This is a genomic window from Stenotrophomonas geniculata (genome assembly GCF_034508895.1).
GTDB classification, from domain to species: Bacteria; Pseudomonadota; Gammaproteobacteria; order Xanthomonadales; family Xanthomonadaceae; genus Stenotrophomonas; species Stenotrophomonas geniculata.
In genome coordinates this window covers 3815851-3834181 of sequence record NZ_CP140571.1, presented here as the reverse complement: position 1 = coordinate 3834181, position 18331 = coordinate 3815851, and the positions used below count along the sequence as shown (strand labels likewise).

At 67.2% G+C, this 18331-nt stretch carries 14 protein-coding genes; 9 read left to right on the top strand and 5 right to left on the bottom strand.

Annotated elements, in window-relative coordinates; all coding sequences use genetic code 11:
• Positions 1-61 precede the first annotated feature (61 nt).
• The 3 genes from RI032_RS17695 to RI032_RS17685 all read left to right on the top strand — a co-directional run bounded on the left by RI032_RS17695 (position 62) and on the right by RI032_RS17685 (position 4787).
• Complete coding sequence (locus RI032_RS17695; RefSeq protein ID WP_322547401.1) at positions 62-2143, top strand: TonB-dependent receptor family protein; 2082 nt, start codon at positions 62-64, stop codon at positions 2141-2143.
• A 62-nt stretch (positions 2144-2205) separates the two neighbouring features.
• Entirely contained in the window at positions 2206-3978 is a 1773-nt protein-coding gene (locus RI032_RS17690; RefSeq protein WP_322547400.1) for a chloride channel protein, read from the top strand.
• A 92-nt stretch (positions 3979-4070) separates the two neighbouring features.
• Positions 4071-4787, top strand: coding sequence for an MgtC/SapB family protein (locus RI032_RS17685; protein WP_024957423.1), 717 nt, complete (start codon positions 4071-4073; stop codon positions 4785-4787).
• A gap of 15 nt (positions 4788-4802) precedes the next feature.
• Here the strand turns inward: RI032_RS17685 and RI032_RS17680 are convergent, their stop codons facing one another.
• Positions 4803-5210: a MerR family transcriptional regulator gene (locus RI032_RS17680; RefSeq protein ID WP_019337863.1), complete on the bottom strand. Its 408-nt coding sequence runs from the start codon at positions 5208-5210 to the stop codon at positions 4803-4805.
• Positions 5211-5273: 63 nt separating this feature from the next.
• Here RI032_RS17680 and RI032_RS17675 point away from each other — a divergent pair, with 63 nt between their 5' ends.
• Positions 5274-6101: a class I SAM-dependent methyltransferase gene (locus RI032_RS17675; RefSeq protein ID WP_322547399.1), complete on the top strand. Its 828-nt coding sequence runs from the start codon at positions 5274-5276 to the stop codon at positions 6099-6101.
• A gap of 85 nt (positions 6102-6186) precedes the next feature.
• On the opposite strand, the gene RI032_RS17670 is transcribed toward RI032_RS17675, so the two are convergent.
• The 4 genes from RI032_RS17670 to RI032_RS17655 form a co-directional block, all read right to left on the bottom strand.
• Positions 6187-6477 (bottom strand): DUF6959 family protein, encoded by a 291-nt coding sequence (locus tag RI032_RS17670; protein WP_014037513.1) that lies wholly within the window; start codon positions 6475-6477, stop codon positions 6187-6189.
• A gap of 121 nt (positions 6478-6598) precedes the next feature.
• Positions 6599-7435, bottom strand: coding sequence for an OmpA family protein (locus tag RI032_RS17665; RefSeq protein ID WP_010485152.1), 837 nt, complete (start codon positions 7433-7435; stop codon positions 6599-6601).
• A 61-nt stretch (positions 7436-7496) separates the two neighbouring features.
• Positions 7497-12692 carry an ESPR-type extended signal peptide-containing protein gene (locus tag RI032_RS17660; protein ID WP_322547398.1) on the bottom strand — a complete coding sequence of 1732 codons (5196 nt, stop codon included), beginning with the start codon at positions 12690-12692 and terminating at the stop codon, positions 7497-7499.
• Positions 12693-12927: 235 nt separating this feature from the next.
• Positions 12928-13908 (bottom strand): AraC family transcriptional regulator, encoded by a 981-nt coding sequence (locus RI032_RS17655; protein ID WP_010485148.1) that lies wholly within the window; start codon positions 13906-13908, stop codon positions 12928-12930.
• A gap of 686 nt (positions 13909-14594) precedes the next feature.
• Here RI032_RS17655 and RI032_RS17650 point away from each other — a divergent pair.
• The 5 genes from RI032_RS17650 to RI032_RS17630 all read left to right on the top strand — a co-directional run bounded on the left by RI032_RS17650 (position 14595) and on the right by RI032_RS17630 (position 18308).
• The gene (locus tag RI032_RS17650) at positions 14595-14786 is read left to right on the top strand and encodes a Flp family type IVb pilin (RefSeq protein WP_019337868.1); all 192 of its coding nucleotides are present in this window, start codon (positions 14595-14597) and stop codon (positions 14784-14786) included.
• Between the two features lie 65 nt (positions 14787-14851).
• On the top strand, positions 14852-15397 hold the full coding sequence (locus RI032_RS17645; protein WP_010485142.1) for an A24 family peptidase: 546 nt from the start codon (positions 14852-14854) through the stop codon (positions 15395-15397).
• Positions 15394-15870 carry a TadE/TadG family type IV pilus assembly protein gene (locus RI032_RS17640; RefSeq protein WP_010485140.1) on the top strand — a complete coding sequence of 159 codons (477 nt, stop codon included), beginning with the start codon at positions 15394-15396 and terminating at the stop codon, positions 15868-15870. The genes RI032_RS17645 and RI032_RS17640 overlap by 4 nt, the downstream gene beginning before the upstream one ends.
• 23 nt (positions 15871-15893) lie before the next feature.
• On the top strand, positions 15894-16931 hold the full coding sequence (gene cpaB / locus RI032_RS17635; RefSeq protein WP_043402488.1) for a Flp pilus assembly protein CpaB: 1038 nt from the start codon (positions 15894-15896) through the stop codon (positions 16929-16931).
• Between the two features lie 18 nt (positions 16932-16949).
• Entirely contained in the window at positions 16950-18308 is a 1359-nt protein-coding gene (locus RI032_RS17630; protein WP_010485136.1) for a type II and III secretion system protein family protein, read from the top strand.
• Positions 18309-18331 lie beyond the last annotated feature (23 nt).

Sequence of the window (18331 nt, the reverse complement as noted above, 5' to 3'; positions counted from 1 at the left end):
ATTCCATTGGCGAATGGAATCAGCAATAATTCTCATTTACCGCCTTCCACAGCTCGCACCGATGCCCATCCCTGCCCTGCAACCGGCCCGCCTGCCGCTGGCCGCCGCCCTTGCCCTGTGCCTGCTCCCGGCCACCCGTGCCTTCGCCCAGGACGGCGCCACCACGCTGGACAGCATCCAGGTCTCCGGCAGCTGGCTGGGTACCGGCCTGCATGACAGCGTCAAGCGCTTTGCCGGCGCGCGCACCGTGGTCGACCGCCAGCGCATCGAGGCCAGCGGCGCGGCCAGCCTCGGCGATGCCATGCGCCGTATTCCGGGTGTGCAGGTCACCGACAACTCCGGCACCGCTGGCAGTTCGGTGTCGCTGAACATCGGCGTGCGCGGCCTCACCGGGCGCTACTCGCCGCGCTCGACCGTCCTGTTGGACGGCGTGCCGCTGGCGGTGGCGCCGTATGGCCAGCCACAGCTGTCGTTCGCGCCGACCAGCCTGTCCAACATCGAGTCGATCGACGTGGTGCGCGGCGGCGGCGCGGTGCGCTACGGGCCGCAGAACGTCGGTGGCATCATCAACTTCAGCACCCGCGGCATTCCCACCGAGGCCGGCCTGCACGGCGAAGCCGGCGTGCGCTACACCGCCTACGACCATGGCGGCGGCGACAGCGCCCAGTACAACGCCTTCCTCGGCGGCACCGGCGACAACGGCTTGGGCGCCGCCCTGCTGTACTCCGGCCAGGATGGTCGCGGCTGGCGCCAGGGCAGCGATGACCGCTTCAACGACCTCGCGCTGAAGTTCGCCTACGCCATCGACGAACAGCAGGAGCTGCGTGCCAAGCTGTCCTACTACGACGTACGCTCGCTGACGCCGGGCGGCCTGACCCGTGCGCAGTACGAGGCCGATCCGTTCCAGAACACCCGGCCGACCGATTTCTGGAAGGGCCACCGCACCGGCATCGACCTGGGCTACACCAACACGCTGTCGGCCAACAGCGAGTTCGAGGTGCTGGCCTATTACAACGAGAGCACCCGTGCCAGCTCGCTGATCAACGCCGCCAACACCCAGCTGACCGTGCAGCCGCGCGACTACCGCGTGCTCGGCATCGAGCCGCGCTATACCCAGCGCCTGCACTGGGGCAGCGCGGTGCATGACATCACCGCCGGCTACCGCTTCCTGCGCGAGCGCGGCAACGACCGCAGCTACACCATCGCTCGCCGCACCGGCGCGGCCAGTGCCACCACCCGCTTCGACAACGCCACCGACGCGCACGCCTTCTACATCGACGACCGCATTGCGATCGGCCAGTGGCGGATCACGCCCGGCGTGCGCATGGAATGGATCGACATGGACCGCCGCCAGGCCGGAGGCACGGCGACCTTCAGCAGCCGCAACGACAAGGCCCTGCCCTCGATCAACATCGCCTACCTGCTGACGCCGCAGCTGACCGTGTTCGGCAACTACACCACCTCGTTCGGACCGGTACAGAACATCCAGCTCAATTCGCAGACCGCCAGCAATCCGCTGAACCCGGAAGTGGCCAGGACCACCGAGCTGGGCGCACGCTGGCAGGATGGGGCACTGCGCGCGGAAGTGACCGTGTTCAAGATGCGCTTCGACAACCAGATCCTGCAGGTGCCGGGCATCACCCCGCCCACCTTCCAGAACATTGGTGCCACCGACCACAAGGGTGTGGAGAGCGCACTGGAGTACCACTTCGCCGAGGACGGCGCGCTGGCCGGGCTGGAGCTGTACGCCAACTACACCTGGACCAAGGCGATCCAGCAGTCCGGCGACAACCGTGGCCTGGACGTGCCGTTCTACTCGCGCGACACCGACAGCATCGGCGCCCGCTACGCGCTGGCCGGCTGGACCTTCAACGTCTCCAGCACCCACCAGAGCGGCCAGTTCTCCGACGCCGCCAACACCTGGGCCGAGAGCGCTGACGCGCGCGTGGGACGCGTGCCGGGCGTACGCCTGTGGAATGCCCAGGTGGCCTGGCAGGTGCCGGGGCTGGGTGACAGCGAGATCGCACTGGGCGTGAACAACCTGGCCGACAAGCGCTGGTACACCCGCAACGTCGATGGCAACGCAGGCCGCATGGTGGCCGCGCCGCGCACCTTCTACGTGCAGGGCCGCTACCGCTTCTGAAGCGGTAACCACCCGATGCAGTGACGGTGGCGATCACGGTGGGGGCGTATCATGCCGCCACCATGTCACTGCCTGTTTCGCCATCGCGCCTGCATCTGGCCTTCCAGGGCCTGCGCCTGCGGCTGCGTGGCAGCGACCTGTGGTTCATCGCGCTGGCGCTGCTGGTTGGCCTGATCGCCGGCTACCTGACCCTGCTGCAGTCCGGCATCGCGCGCTGGCTGCAGGGCACGTTGTATGGGCTGGACGACGGTATACGGCTGAGCTCCCTGCCCTCGCTGACCTGGACCGCGCTACTGGTGCTGCCACTGGGCGGGCTGCTGGTCGGCCTGGTCAGCCTGGCGGCGACGCGACTGAAACGGCCACTGCTCGATGCGGTGGAAGCCAATGCGCTGCACGGCGGCCGCATGTCGATGCGCGACAACCTGATCGTGCTGACCCAGACCCTGCTGTCCAACGGCTGCGGCGCGTCGGTCGGCCTTGAGGCTTCGTATACGCAGATGGGCGCGGGCAGCGGCTCGCAACTGGGCAGGGTGATGCGCCTGCGTCGCAACGACGTGCGCATCCTGGTCGGTGCCGGTGCCGCCGGTGCCATCGCCGCTGCGTTTGGTGCGCCGCTGGCCGGTGCGTTCTACGCCTTCGAGATCGTCATCGGCGCCTACACCCCCGCTGCGCTGGCACCGGTGGCCGTCGCAGCGCTGGCCGGCGCGTTCGTGGCCGACCAGGCCGGCATCGAAGCCTATCTACTGCCAGCGGCCTCGACCATCGACGTGCGCGCCGCCGACTACGCGATCTACGGCCTGCTCGGCTGCTGCTGCGCGATGGTCGGCATCGCCATCATGCGGCTGATCGCCTCGATCGAAGGCACGGTCAAGCGCAGCCCCCTGCCCGCGTGGGGACGGCCGGTGGTGGGTGGACTGCTGCTGATTCCACTGGCACTGGCCAGCCCGCAGGTACTGTCGTCCGGCCACGGCGCCCTGCATCTGGACCTGACCACGCACCTGCCGCTGATCTGGATCGGCGGCCTGTTGACCCTGAAGTGCCTGGCCTCGGGCATCTCGCTCGGCTTCGGCTTCCGTGGCGGCCTGTTCTTCGCCTCGCTGTTCATGGGCACCCTGGTCGGCGCGCTGTTCGCTGGACTGCTGGGCATGGCCACCGGCGTTCCGGTGATCGACGCCACCTCGGCCGCGCTGGCCGGCATGGCCGCACTGGCCGTCGCCGTCGTTGGCGCGCCGATGACCATGGCCATGCTGGTGCTGGAAGGCACGCACGATTTCCTGCTGACCAGCGTGGTGATGAGCGCGGTACTGGTGTCCAGCACGCTGGTGCGGCAGTGGTTCGGCTACTCGTTCTCGACCTGGCGCATGCACCTGCGCGGCGAGACCATCAAGAGCGCCCGCGACGTGGGCTGGGTGCAGAACCTCAACGCCGGCCGGCTGATGCGCAAGGGCGTGGCGACCGCCCCGGCCGATCTCGATGCCGCCGCGTTCCGCCAGCGCTTCCCGCTGGGCTCGGGCACCCGGGTGATCCTGATCGACAGCGAGGGCCACTATGCCGGCATCGTGCAGATTCCACGGGTCTACGGCGATGGCGTGAAGCCGGAAACCCTGATCGGCGAACTGGCCGAGAACCGTGACGTCTCGCTGGCACCGTCCTCCGACGTGGTCAGCGTGATGCAGCGCTTCGACCAGACCCAGGCCGACGAGCTGGCGGTGGTGGCTGCCGACGGCCAGGTATTGGGCGTCGTCTCCGAAGCCTTCGTGCGCAAGCGCTACGCCGAAGAACTGGACAAGCGCCAGCGCGAGCTGATGGGCGAGCGCGTCGACGATACCGACTGATCCCGAAAAAGGGGATTAAGTCCTTTGTGGCCCATCCGGGTATCCACGCATGGCATGGATCTACCGTCACACGACCGGGGTAGACTCCGGCCATGCGCTTTATTGAGACCTTCCAGGCCGGTCCCTTCGCCGACACCGTGGTCAGCCTGCTGGCCGCTTTCGTACTGGGCACGCTGATCGGCGCCGAACGCCAGTACCGGCAGCGCACCGCCGGCCTGCGCACCAACGTGCTGGTGGCCGTCGGCGCCGCTGCCTTCGTCGACCTGGGCATGCGCATCGCCGGCAGCGCCGAGGCGGTGCGGGTGATCTCCTACGTGGTCTCCGGCGTCGGCTTCCTCGGCGCCGGCGTGATCATGAAGGAAGGCATGAACGTGCGCGGCCTGAACACCGCCGCCACCCTGTGGTGCTCTGCGGCGGTGGGCAGCTGCACCGGCGCGGACATGTTGGCCGAAGGCGTGCTGCTGACCGTGCTGATCATCGCCGGAAATACCCTGCTGCGGCCGCTGGTGAATGCGATCAACCGCATTCCGATCAATGAGACCGCCACCGAGGCGACCTACGAAGTGCGCCTGAGCGTGGATGCCGAAGCCGTGCCGCGCGTGCGCGAGCGGTTGGTCGATGCGCTGGAAGCAGCGCAGTATCCGGTCGGTGATGTGCAGGTGGTCGAGCATGCCGATGCACCCACCGATGTGATCGCGGTGCTGGTCAGTACCGCCGTGAGTGCCGATGAGCTGGACGTGGTGCTGGCGCGGATGGAGCACGTGCCGGGCGTCCTGCATGCCACCTGGGAAGTCAGTACCCGCGATTGAGCCGGTTCCGGCAACTCACCCACCCGCCATGCGCTGCTGTGCCCGCAGCAGCTTGCGGAATGAACCGCACTGCCGCGCATCCTGCGCTTCCGGGCAGGCCGCCGCGCGCTGCAGGTGCCGGCGCACCCGCTGCAGCTGGGTGATCTGCCTCTGCAGCACATCAGCCTGCGCCAGCAGCGCCTCACGATCCAGGGAGATACATCCACGCTGCGGCGGCAGCGATGCCCCGATCTGCTGCAGTGACATCCCGGCCGCCTGGCCGAGACCGATCAGCGCCAGCCGTTCCAGCACCTGCTCGTCATACTGCCGGCGCAGGCCGCGACGCCCAAGTGCCTGCAGCAGCCCCAGCTGTTCGTAGTAGCGCAGGGTCGAGGCCGGCACGCCACTGCGCTTGACCACCTCGCCGATATCCAGTTCACGCATGGGCTTGACCTCAAGTCGTCTTCAAGCAGCAACCTATGGGCCACTTCCCGACAAGGCAAGACCATGGCCAGCCCATCCCCCGTTGATCAGAACACCCTCTGGAACGGCCCCGGCGGCCAGATCTGGGTCGCCCAGCAGGCCATCCTCGATGGCCTGTTCCAGCCGATGGCCGACCTGCTGGTCGCCGAGTTGCCAGAAACCGTCACGCAACTGCTCGACATCGGATGCGGCACGGGCGCAAGCCTGCTTGCCGCCGGTGCGGCACGCCCGGCCGCCCGCTGCACCGGCCTGGACATCTCGGCACCGATGCTGGCAATGGCCCGTCAGCGCGCAGAGGCGGCAGGACTGGACGCAGACTTCATCGTCGCCGACGCGCAGCAGCATCCGCTTTCCTCCACGCACTTCGACTGGATCCAGTCGCGGCTGGGCGTGATGTTCTTCGAAGATACCGGTGCGGCCTTCGCCAACCTGCACCGCGCCACGCGGCCCGGTGCCGGCCTGCGTTTCATTGCCTGGCGCAGCGCTGACGAGAATCCATTCATGACCACGGCCGAGCGCGCGGTCGGCGATGCGCTTGAGCTTCCGCCGCGCGTACCCGGTGCCCCGGGACAGTTCGCCTTCGCAGATGGCCAACGCGTGCAGCGCCTGTTGCAGGCTGCCGGCTGGAAGGATGTGGAGGTGGTTGCGGTGGACCTTCCGTGTTCGATCGCACGCGATGAGCTGCCGACCTACGTCGGCCAGCTGGGCCCGGTGGGCCAGGCGCTGCGGACGCTGCCCGAAGCGGAGGCCGCCGGGCTGCGCGACCAGGCGCTGGCAGCATTCACACCATTCATCGACGGCGATCGGGTCCGCGTGGATGCTGCCTGCTGGTTGATCCGCGCACGCGCATGACACAGAAAAGGGGACGGAGGGGATTAAGTCGTCCATGTCCCTGCCGTGCCGGGAACGACTTAATCCCCTCCGTCCCCTTTTTCTTCTACAGTGCCTCGCCGGCGTCGGCCAGGCGCGATTCGATCAGCGCATACCACTGCTGCAACACGTCGATGAGCATGTCCAGTTCGGCGTCGGTGCGCTGTGCGCGACCACTGCGCAGGCAGGCCTGGGCTTCCTGCAGCTGGGCAAGGAAGCCGGCCACGGTGTCTGCCTGCAGGATCAAGCCCGGCAGGCGCCGCCCGGGAATGCGCACCACCGCATGGTTGCCGAGCTGGCCGTACACACTCAATGTGGCTTCCGTCTTCATGGAAAGAGGCAGGAATTGGGCGTTCATCGCGTGCACCATGGAAAACCTGAGCCGCCGGCAGGCATGGTCAACGGGGGAGACGTAACCACGTCCTGCCGACGGTCAGGGGGGACTCGGGATACCGGGGCATGACCCCGGTGTTGGACTCTCAGCGCGGCTGGGCCATTCCAGCAATCTGCACACGCCGGTTCGGCGCCAGGCAGGCGATCAGCTCGCGACGGTTGCGCTGCTCGCACTGCACGATCGGCTCGGCTGCGCCCCGCCCTTCGGCGCTGATGCTGGCCGCAGGCACCCCGCCCTGCACCAGCGCGCTGCGCACGGCCTCGGCACGTCGCTGCGACAGGGTCTGGTTGTAGCTGGCACTGCCGATACGGTCGGTGTACCCGGTCACCCGGATCGACTGCACCTGACTGGCCTCGCGCACCTGCGCCAGCACGCCCTGTACGGCCTGCTGGCCTTCGGCACTGAGCACCGCGCTGTCGAACCCGAACAGCGCATCCGCCGACAACCGCAGCGGCTGCTCCGGCAACGGTGCCGGTGCTGGCGGCGCTGGCGGCCGCGGCGGTTCCAGCACCGCCGCGCACGATTCCGGCTTCCAGTAGCCCCCTTGGGCGATGCCCTTGCTGTCGAAGCGCACCTGGAACTGGCAGGTGAAATACTCCGCGCCCTGCGCAGTGCGGAAGTTGAACAGGTAGTTCCACTCGCGCACGCCCCACATGCCTTCGTTGAAGTGCGGCGTGCCCAGCAAGGTATACAGCTGGCGCTTGCTCATGCCCGGCGCGAAGCGGCGCAGGTCGGCGACGTCGGGATAGATGCCTTCCTTCAACGAGGCCTTCGAAGCCTCCGGGAACTGCACGGCGGTGGTTTCGGCAGGACCCTCGGCGGCCGGCGCATGGCTGCGACAGGCGGCCAGCAGGCCCATTCCCAGGACCAGGCCCAGCACTGCGGCCATCTGGCCGGTGCGGGCGATGCGATGCTGTTTCATGTCATTCCCCCTATGGACGTTTCCGCGATGCCGGGCCGCGCGTGCGGCCCGGCGGCGGGGATCACCACTGGATGCCGGCACCGACGGCCACACCGGCCTCGCCACGGCTGTTGGTGGAGCCGCTGAACTTGTAGATCCAGCGCCCTCCCTCGGAGACACCGGAGATACCGACCGCCACGCCCGACTCGCCGTTGTAGCTGCCGGCAGCGACCGAGGCCATGCTGCGGCCCGCTTCGCTGGGCTGCGGCAGGGCTGCGGTGGCCATCGCCGAAGCGATACCGGCCGAGGCGCGGTTGTCGGTCTTGCGCAGGTCGCGCTCGAAGCCCCCCATGCGCTCGTCGGTGTAGGCCTTCGACCAGTCCAGGGTCTGCGCCATGCCCGACTTCAGCTGGTCCACGTTGACTGCGTCGGTACCGGCGGTGCCGGCGGCGACGTTGCGCACCGTGGTCGGGCCGCTGTTGGTGCTGCCCAGCGTGACACTGTTGTAGTTGGTCGCACCGTTCACCGTGGTGTCGTAGCGGATCGTGCCCTGCTGCGAGGCCTGCAGCTGGCGCACGTTGACCGCATCGGTGGCCTGCGAACCGTCAGCCACGTTGACGACCTGGCGTTCGGCGCCGCTGGCACCGACCGAGACCGTGTTGGCCCGGTTCGCCACCGAACCCGCCCCCAGCGCCACCGAGTTGTCGGCCTGCGCCTGCGAACCATTGCCCAGCGCGGTCGAGTTGGCACCGGCGGCGGTGGAGCCTGCACCACCGGCGGCCGAGTTGGCACCGCTGGCGGACGGATCGGCCAGGTTGTTGGTGTTGTTGGCGCGGAAGCTGCCGGCCACGTTGGTGATGTTCTGGATCTTCTGGTCGGTGTACTTCTTCGACTCATCGATGGCGTAGTTCACACCATTCTTCAGCTGGCCGACATTGGTTGCGTCGTAGGTGTCGGAGCCATCGGCAACGTGGGTGATCTTGCGCTCGCTGCCGGTGCTGCCGACCGAGACCTCACCGGCCGAGTTGCTGGCGCCGGTCTGGCCGTAGGCACCGGTGTAGCCGCTCTGCGCACCAACGCTGGCCACCGAACCGGCACCCAGGGCGACGCTGTTGCCTGCACTGGCGCTGGCACCGTTGCCGACCGCCACGCTGTTGGCACCGGCCGCACTGGCCTGCGGGCCGACAGCCACCGCTTCCGCGCCGGCAGCCGTTGCAGCCGCTGCGGTCGAGTTCACCGCCAGGTAGGCGCTGCCACCGCCGCCGTTGGTGATGCGCTGGTTGAGGACCTTCAGCGAGCCGTCCACCGCAGTGAAGGCGGCGGTGACGTTGTTGTAGTCGCCGCTGGTAAACGTGCCGTCGGTGGCGATGCTGGAGATGCTGAACTTCGGCGCGGTCCACACATTGGTGGTGCCGTTGTACGCGGTGGTGCCACCGAAGTAGTTGGCGATGGTGCTGTTGGTGTTGAACAGCTGGTCGCCGGTGATTGCATCGCTGCTGCCGGCCAGGATGCTGCCGGCGGCGACGTTGGTGATCTTCACCGCGCCGGTGCCGGTGCCCGTCAGCGTCACGCTGTTGAGCACGTTGCCGCTGCCGTCGACGTCGTACTTCACGGCCAGCTTGTCGATCTCGCCGGTCTGGTCGGCGACGTTGGCCAGCGAGTTGCTGACGGCATCGAAGGCGGTACCGACGTCGTTGTAGCTGCCCTTGGTGACGGTGCCGTTGGCGGCGACGTTGTTGATCGCGTAGGTCGGTGCGGTCAGCACACCGCTGGCATTGACCGCTGCACCACCTCCGAGGTGGGTGGCCACGGCCTGGTTGGCGGCAAACAGCTGGGCACCGTTGATGGCCTCGCTGCTGGTGGCACTGACCTGGCCCGGGCCGAGGTTGCGCAGCGTGGTGGCGGTGCCAGCCTGGCCCAGCGTGGCGCTGGCATAGTTGACGCTGCCGTCGCCGTTGAGGTCATAGCGCAGGGCGCCCTGCTCCGAGGCCTGCAGCTGGCCCAGGTTGACTGCATCGGTCGCTGCGGTACCGGCCGCCATGTTGGTGACCTGACGCTCGGCACCGGCGGCACCGATGGACACGCTGTTGGCACGATCGGCCAGGCTGCCGGCACCGACCGCGATGCTGTTGGCGGCGGTTGCGCGGGCGTTGGTGCCGACTGCGATCGAGTCGGCACCGCTGGCCAGGGCCTCGGTACCGGTCGAGTTCACCCGCAGGTACTTGGTGCCACCGTTACGGATGTCGGTGATCTGCGTGTTGAGGTTGACCAGCGAGCCATCGACCGCGGCGAAGGCATCGGTAGCGTTCTCATACAGGCCCTTGGCGATGGCGCCGCCGGTGGAGATGGTGCTGATCTCGAACAGGGGCGCAGTGAACGCGCCACTGGCAGGATCGAAGGCTGCGCGGCCGCCGAAGAAGCTGGCGATGGCAGCATTGGTCGCCGCCAGCTGGCCACCATTGACCGCTTCCAGGCTGCCGGCCGTGACCGCACCGCCAGCCAGGTTACCGATGGTGGTGGTGCCGGTGCCCGCGCCGAGCGTGACACGGCGATAGTTCGGGTTGCCGGCACCGTCCAGGTCATAGGTCACCGCAGCGGCCGCCACATCATCGATCAGGCTGATGGCCCCCTTCAGCTGGGCCACGTTGACCGCATCGGTATTGACACTACCCGCCGCGACGTTGGTGATCTGGCGCTCACCGCCACCGGCGGTACCCACCGACACTTCGCCGGCAGAGACCTGCGGCGCAGTGAGGCCATAGGCGCTGTAGCTGGCCTGGGCACCGCGCAGCGCGGCCGAGCGGTAGCCCAGTGCGACCGAATTGGCCTGGTTCGAGGTGGCCTCGGCACCGAGCAGGGTCTGCCCGTTGGCAGTACCCACCGCGCTGTCACCGACGATCACCGAGTGGCCCATGCGCGCGGCGTAGTCCGCGGTCGGCACGCCGGTCGGGTTGCTCGGGTCATTGGTGCCTGCACCCGGGAAGGCCACGTTGGCATCGACCTTCGGCAGTTCGTGCCGCGCATTCGCACCGATCACCACTTCCTTCGAGCCGTTGGCGAAGGCGCCGTCGCCCATCAGCACCTGGTAGTCCTGCGCGGCGTTGACGGCCCAGCAGGAGATGTCGGCCAGGGCGATGTCCAGGCACTTGGCGGCCCAGGCCGGTGAATCCTTCGGCAGCAACAGGCCCAGCAGGCCACCCGGATTGCCGTTGTTGATGTTGTAGATGTAGCTGTCGGAGGTGACGCCACCGATCAGGGTCAGGTGCGAGCTGCCGCCGGTGACGGCGCCGCCGAGGCCATTGAGGGTGCTGCCGACCGGCGACAGGTTGACCACCGGCAGTCCCAGCACATTGACCGTCGAGTAGGTCTGCATCACGTTGGCGTTGCTGAGCTTGAGGTTGCCGTTGCTCAGGTAGCCGTTGCCGCCGAACAGGCTGGTGGTGGTCGGGCCGATCAGCTGCCCGACATTACCGACCAGGCCGCCGGTGCCGATGATCAGGCCAGCGTTCGGGTCGGCCGGAGCCGGCGCCTTCGGGCTGGTCGGCGGGATCGCCGAGGGCTTGGTCAGGCCGAGGCCGCCGAGCGTGCCACCGACCAGGCCGCCTACGGCACTGCCGAGATTGCCGATGGTGCCGTTGAGGTTGCCATTGAGCAGGTTACCGACGGCGCCGCCGACATTGCCGAGTGTATCGCCCAGCAGGCCACCCAGGCCGCCGGTGCTGCCACCTGTTGCGCCGTTGAGTACACCGCTGACGGTGCTGCCTACTGCACCCACCGTATTGTTGAGCGTGCCGCCCACGGCACCGCCAACCGAACCGACCGTGCCGTTGAGTGCACCACCCACGGTGCCGCCGACTGCGCCAACCGTGCCAACCGCACCGTTGAGCGCGCCGCCGACGGTGCTGCCGACCGAAGCGACCGTCCCGTTGAGTGCACTACCCACGGTGCCGCCAACTGCACCGACCGTGCCAACCGCACCGTTGAGCGCACCACCGACGGTGCTGCCGACCGAACCGACCGTCCCGTTGAGTGCACCACCCACGGTGCCGCCAACTGCACCGACCGTGCCAACCGCACCGTTGAGCGCACCACCCACCGCACTACCGACAGTTCCAACGGTGCCGTTGAGCGCACCGCCTACGGCTCCGCCAACCGTGCCAACGGCACCATTGAGCGTGCTGCCCAATGCGCCGCCTACCGTTCCAACCGTGCCGTGCAAGGCGCCGCCGACCGCATCAACCGTGTTGCCTACGGTGCCATCAAGCACGCCGCCCACGGCGCCACCTGCTGCGCCGACAACGCCGCCCACCAGGCCACCGACGCCCAGCGCGCTGTTCTGCGCTGCCACGGTGGCTTGGCCGGCCAGCTTCAGATTGCGGTCGGCCACGACCTCCTGGCCATCCGGCGCCTGCACGCGCACTTTGCCGGCAACACCGGTATCGAAGGCCGCGGTGATCGCACGATCATGAGTCTCGCCCGGCAGCTCCTCCTTGGCCGGCAGCGTGACCGCCGCCGTCGCCTTGACCTGCCCCTGGCCGTCGATCTGGTGGCCCGCCAGCTTCAGCTGCGAATCCACCTTGCCGTCAACGGACGCCTTGAGGCCGGACAGCGAGCCAGCCGGTGCGCCAGCAACAGCGGCGGCCGCCTTGGCACCGGTATCGATCGAGGCCACCTGGGTACCGGCGATGCCAACGCCGGCCTTCGCCTGGGCATCCGCAGCCACACCGAGCGGCGCATGCGCGGACGGCGCAACGTTGGCCGCCAGCGATGCATCAATCTTCGCCACATGGGACGCTGCATGACCCAGCCCGACATTGGCGCGGACATCGGCAGCCAGCGCAGGAACCGCGACCTGCTTCGGCGCGGCGTTCGCCGCCAGCTTCACCTGCACGGTGGCCGGCAGCACGTCGCGTACGATCGGCAGCGAGTTCGTACTCAGCTGCAGGCCGACACGCGCGTCAGCGCTGATCGCCGGACTGCTCTGCGCCTGGCGCGATGCGGCGGCCAGCGCCACTTCCGCGTCGACCTTGACCGGCATCGGCTGCGCGTACTTCGCGGCCAGTGCCTGCAGGTCACGTAGAGACTGATTGGATTCGGACGCGCCTGCATGCCCGCTGGCCAGCGCACACAGCAGGGCCAGGGCCAGTGCGGTCGGTATCAGCAGTGCACTGCGCGGATCGCGGGCGGCGCTGCCGCCGCTGTCGCCGGTGGCCAGTTCCGAGGCCACAACCAGAGCATTGAGCTGGCGGTTCCATACACGCCGGTAGATGCGGTTCATGAGCATTTCCCCCGTAGGCGAACAACTGGAATGTCAGTGGACTTGCCGTTAGGCAGGTGACTGACATTTCAGCGTTTGCAACGGCGGCTGCGCACTTCATTCCGGCACGGCAATCGCGCATTCCGGCAAATCCACGGTCGGAATCGGCAGCCGGTTATGCAGAAGCGGCAACCATATCGGCAAGCGGATATGCAATTCCGGCAGGAACTGCCGGGAAACCCTTACGGGGCTTGAATCAAGCTGGCTGGCCGATCTGCGCGGGAGCGCGCATCAGCGTGTCACGCGGCAGTTCACCGAAGACCTTGCGGTAGTTGTCGGCGAAGCGCGACAGGTCCCACAGGCCACAGCTGAGGGCGATGGCCTTGACCGAACGGCGGCTGGAATCAGCCATCGACAGGCTGCGGCAGGCCGCGCACAGGCGCAGCATCGACAGGTAACGATTGGGCGACGTGCCGAACAGGTCCTCGAACGCGTAGCGCAGCCCACGCTCGCTGACACCGGCAGCATCGCAGATCTCGTTCATGTAGATATTGCGGCGCAGGTTGAGGCGCATGAAGTTTTCCGCCCGCTGTGCGATCAGATAATGTGTGCGCCGCGCACGGCTGCAACCCGGGCGATCGGCGGAACCCGCGCCCAGCAGTGCCTGCACGTGTTCGTGCAGCAGCCGCTCGGTTTCTTCAGGCTGCAGCCCCGTGCCCTGGCCCAGCTGCAGGTGCAGCTGCTGGTAGTGCTGTGCCAGCGGGGCGGCCTCGCTGGCGAGATTGAACAGCGAAAGTGCCTGTCCGGCCGGCGGTGTACTGCGCAGGCTCAGTTCGGTCAGCTTGCGCTGCACCCGTGCCACCGGCACCAGCATCAGGGTCATGTGCGTGCCCGGGCTCAGGGTGAACTCGCTGATACCCTCCGGCATCACGGTCAACGCCATTCCAGGTACGAGCGGTACACCGTGGCACCAGCTCAGTGTTTCATCGGTCGCGTGCAGATACCCCAGCATCGCCCAGTCCGGCGGCAGCATGAATCGTCCACGGCAATGGAATCCACAGCTGATGCTGCAGAACAACGCCTCCTCGTGCACGCGTGAAGCGAAGGCCGCCCGCGGCCCATTGCCATCGAGCAGTAGCAGTTCGACATCACATACACGAAGCACGCCGCTCAGCGTCGCCAGGTCGATCGACCGCAGGCCGCTGTCGTCGCTGTCTCCTACCCCACCATCGACCATGACAGTGTCGTCCCCCGATTATCCGTCGTGCGATACGGCCCCCACTGCCTGACAGGGCGCGCACCTCTCATGGAATCTCTTCCATCACCGGGATGCGCGCCAGCAAAGTGCGCACCCCAAAAGAAACGCGAGTACTTGAATACGAGTATGCCCGATAATTCAACGGGGTAAACATCTGCACCGCATTGAATAAGATGGATACAGACGTGAAAACAAGGTCGTGGTGTTTGGCACAGTTTTCGCATGCAACTGAAAAACCCGCCTCACATTATCTGCACGTCGATGAATCGTTTTGCGAACGAACGGATTTCCGTCACAGAACCCGCGTGAAAAATTAAGGGCCGAAGGGATTCTGCCGAATTTGCATATAGGTTCCGGTTGCAGCCGGCCGCCATTCAGGCAAAGTCGATAACACGGTGATCCGGTCTTTGATAATGACCGCACCCAGGGGGACAGCATGACCATGCACGTATCGCTCGACACTTCGACCAACGGCTCCGCGCCGTGCGGTCGCGGTTGCGCGAACGGCGTCCCGCCTGGAATCGATCACCCTGCTTGAGCATGGCGGGTCCATCCCGCCGTGCCTCCTCCGCCAGGACGTGCGGAGGTCCACGGACGATCCCGGCGGAGCCGGGCCACCGCCCAACAGGTGTCCTGTAGCAGACAGGTAGAGGGAGACAAACGTCATGAACGCATCGATCCGCAAGTTCCTGAAGGAAGAAGATGGCGTTACCGCACTCGAGTACGGCCTGCTGGCGGCTGTGATTGCGGGTGTCCTGATCGCACTGGGCAGCACGCAGATCAAGGATTTCTTCGAAACGCTCTTTGAGAATCTCACCAAGCTTGCCGACAAGGCGTCAGGCAACACACCGGCCTGAGCCACTCCCAGGCTGATCAGGGACAGCAGCTGCTGACCGTCCACTGACGGACAAAGGAGGGTGCGATGACACTGCTGGGATTGCTGGCCATCGGTGTGTGCCTGCGGATCGCGATCAGCGATCTGTACGCCCGTCGGGTGCCCAACGCCTGGCTGCTGTCCGCATGCGCGATCACCGTTGTCGTGCTCATCGCCGGACAGTTCAACGCGCCGCGCCTGCCGTGGGCTTCCCACATTGCCGGCGCGGCGCTCGGCCTGGTCGCATTGCTGCCTTTCCATGCAGTGCGCTGGATGGGCGCCGGCGATGTCAAATTCTTTTCGGTACTGGGATTGATGCTGGGCTGGCAGGCACTGCTGCCGATCTGGATCGCGGCCAGCCTGGCGGCGGGCGCACATGCCGCACTGGTGCTGGTATCACGCCGGTTGGGTCCAGTACTGCCCATCGGCCTTCAAGCCCATATGCATCGGGCAAGTTCGCAATGGCATTCGCACCCGGCGCTACGCGGAATGCAGAGCGCCCGCCAGGGACGCCAAGGCATTCCCTATGCCGCCTACCTGGCGGTATCCGCCATCGCCTGGATCCTCATCAGCACGTACGGAGGTGTGGCATGAACATCCAGAACCCACGCCGGCAACGCGGCGTGGCCAGCATCGAGTTCGCACTGATGCTGATGCTGGGCCTGCTGCCACTGCTGTTGTTCACGTTCTCCGGCGTGATGATCATGGCGGCCCAGCAGACCCTGGCAACCGCCTCGGCCGAGGGTGCGCGCGCATCACTGCGCTATGGCAGCGCCAACGAACGCCGTACTGCAGCCTGTGTTGCGGCGCGCAGTTCGATGCAGTGGCTGCTGAACTTCTCGGGTCAGCCGGTCGACTGCAGCAATGGCGGAAGCAACGCCATTCTGGTTTCGGCGCAGGCCCCCTGCGCCGGACTGGCCAGCGCCCAGTGCATGACCGTGACAGTCAGCTACGACTACGCAAGCCACCCCTTCCTGCCCGGCACCGCCACGCTCTACAAGTGGGTGATGCGGGCTCCCATCCGCAGCGTCGCGGTCGCTCAGCTCGACCTCGGCAGCGGCAACTGACGTTCGGTACAGGAGACGGTTCCATGCTCAAGTTGACCCGCATTGCTGCCGTCGCCCTGATCGGGCTGGCCGTGCTGCTGGCGGTGATCGCCTTGATGATCGGGCGCAAGCAGGCCGCGCCGGCCACGGTTGCCCCGGTCGCGCGGAGCGATGCCCAGGCGATCACCGTGGTGGAGGCGGTGGCACGCCTGCCGGCCGGCGAACCGATCTCTGCCAACGGATTGCGTCTGGCACAGCGCAGCGCCCCGGTTGCCGGTGCCGCCACCAGCATTTCCGCCGTGGTGGGAAAGGTACCGGTGCAGGACATCGCCGAAGGCACGGCGATCAGCAGCAATGCACTCGCGCAGGGATTCTCGCTGCAGCTGCGCCCCGGGGAACGCGCACTCGCGGTCCCGGTGGACGAGCTGGTGGGTGCCGGCAACCGCATCCTTCCGGGTGATTTCGTCGACGTGTTCCTCAACCTGCGCACTGCCCAATCCAGCGCCAGCGGCCCGGCCGATGCAGCACAGACGCGCCTGCTGTTGTCACGCCTGCGCGTGCTCAGCTATGGCCAGCAGGACATCGCCCCGGCCAACCATGACGCTGTTGCCAGCACTGAAGCCGATGCCCGCAACGATCCGCGCGCCGCTGACATCACCGGAAGCAGCAGCACCCAGAGCACGGGCAGCGAGACTGCCCAGCCCGCACGCAGCGCGGTACTGGCGGTACCGGTGGCCGACGCCAACCGGCTGCTGCTGGGTGCACAGCAGGGCAAGCTGTTCCTGGCCCTGCGCAACCCTGCCGATTCCGGCCAGCCCGATCTGGCGCTGTTCCCGCAGGCACGCGGGGTGATCGATCCGCTGCGGGGGCTTGATGCGGAGCAGCAGCTTGCGCTGCAACGGCCAGAGAATCACGCCTTCGCCGGCATCGACGGCGATGCGTTGGCCGGGCGCAGCAACACACCGGCGCGCAGCGCCCAGGATGCCCCGGCACGCGCACCCGCACCGCGGCGCAGTGCCCCGCGCGCATCGGGTATCGAAATCATCCGAGGCGACAGCTCCGCCCCCCGTGGTTCCCTTTGACCTGCATCGAGCGCATCCATGACCGAACGTCGCCGCAGTCCACGCCCTTCCCCCCGCCAGCGCTGGCTGGCCCTGCTGCTGGTGCTGCTGGCACCGGCGACGAGCGTGGCCGCCGACGACCTGGTGCTGCAGGCGCGTGAGCAGCGTCCCTGGACCCTGCCGGGCGATCTGGAGCGGGTCGCCATTGCCGATCCGGGCGTGGCCGATATCGTGATGCTGCGCGGCCAGCGCCAGGCATTGCTGGTCGGCAAGGCGCCTGGCACTACCACGCTCCTGCTCTGGCACCGAAAGCAGGCCGAACCACAGCGCCTGCAGGTGCGGGTACAAAGCGCGGTGCAGGGTGCGGCCGACACCGGCGCGAACGGGCTGGTATTCACCCAGCAGGACAATCAGGGCCTGCTGCAGGGAAGCACCGACAGCGTGCTCTCGCACATGCAGGAACAGAAGACCGCCGCCATGGCGCTGGGCAAGGAGGGGCTGCTTGCCGATGCGTCGACGGTCAGCAGCGGCGGCGTGGTCCAGGTCGAGGTCAAGGTGGTCGAGTTCAACAAGACCGCACTGAAGCAGATCGGCATCAGCTTCCAGAACCGCAATGGCAACTTCGCCTACGGCTTCGCCCGCCCGGGCGGCCAGTTGCCGGGCAACACCGGCATCCTGCCCGGCATGAAGGAAGGCAACTCCGGCAACGAAGCCGAATCGCCCATTTCTTCGGCCTTCCGCCTGGTGTTCGGCTCGACCAAGGGCCTGTGGAATGCCGACGTCGACCTGCTGCAGAGCAATGGCATGGCGCGCGTGCTGGCCGAGCCGACACTGGTCGCGCTGTCCGGGCAGAGCGCCAGTTTCCTGGCCGGCGGCGAGCTGCCGATCCTGGAACCGCAGGGGCTGGGCACCACGACGATCACCTACAAGCCCTTCGGCATCGGCCTGACCGTGACACCGACGGTACTGGCGCCGAACCGCATCGCCCTGAAAGTCGCACCGGAAGCCAGCGACCTGGACTACAGCAACGCCATCGCGCTCAACGGCGTGCAGATTCCCTCGATCACCACCCGCCGTGCCGACACCACGGTCGAGCTGGGCGATGGCGAGAGCTTCGTGATCGGTGGCCTGGTCAGTTCCAACGTGGTGTCCAGCGTCGGCAAGATCCCGCTGCTGGGTGACCTGCCGATCATCGGCTCGTTCTTCCGCAACTTCGACTACAAGCGCCAGGACAAGGAACTGGTGATCATCGTCACGCCACGCCTGGTGAAGCCGCTGGCACGCAACACCGACCTGCCACTGCCCGGCGACCGCGAAGCCAAGCCGCACATGCCCGAATGGGGCGCCTGGCTGCTGGGTCCGATCAGCCAGGACCCGGTGCCCGGCTTCTCACGCTGATTCCATGATGCCTGCGATACCAC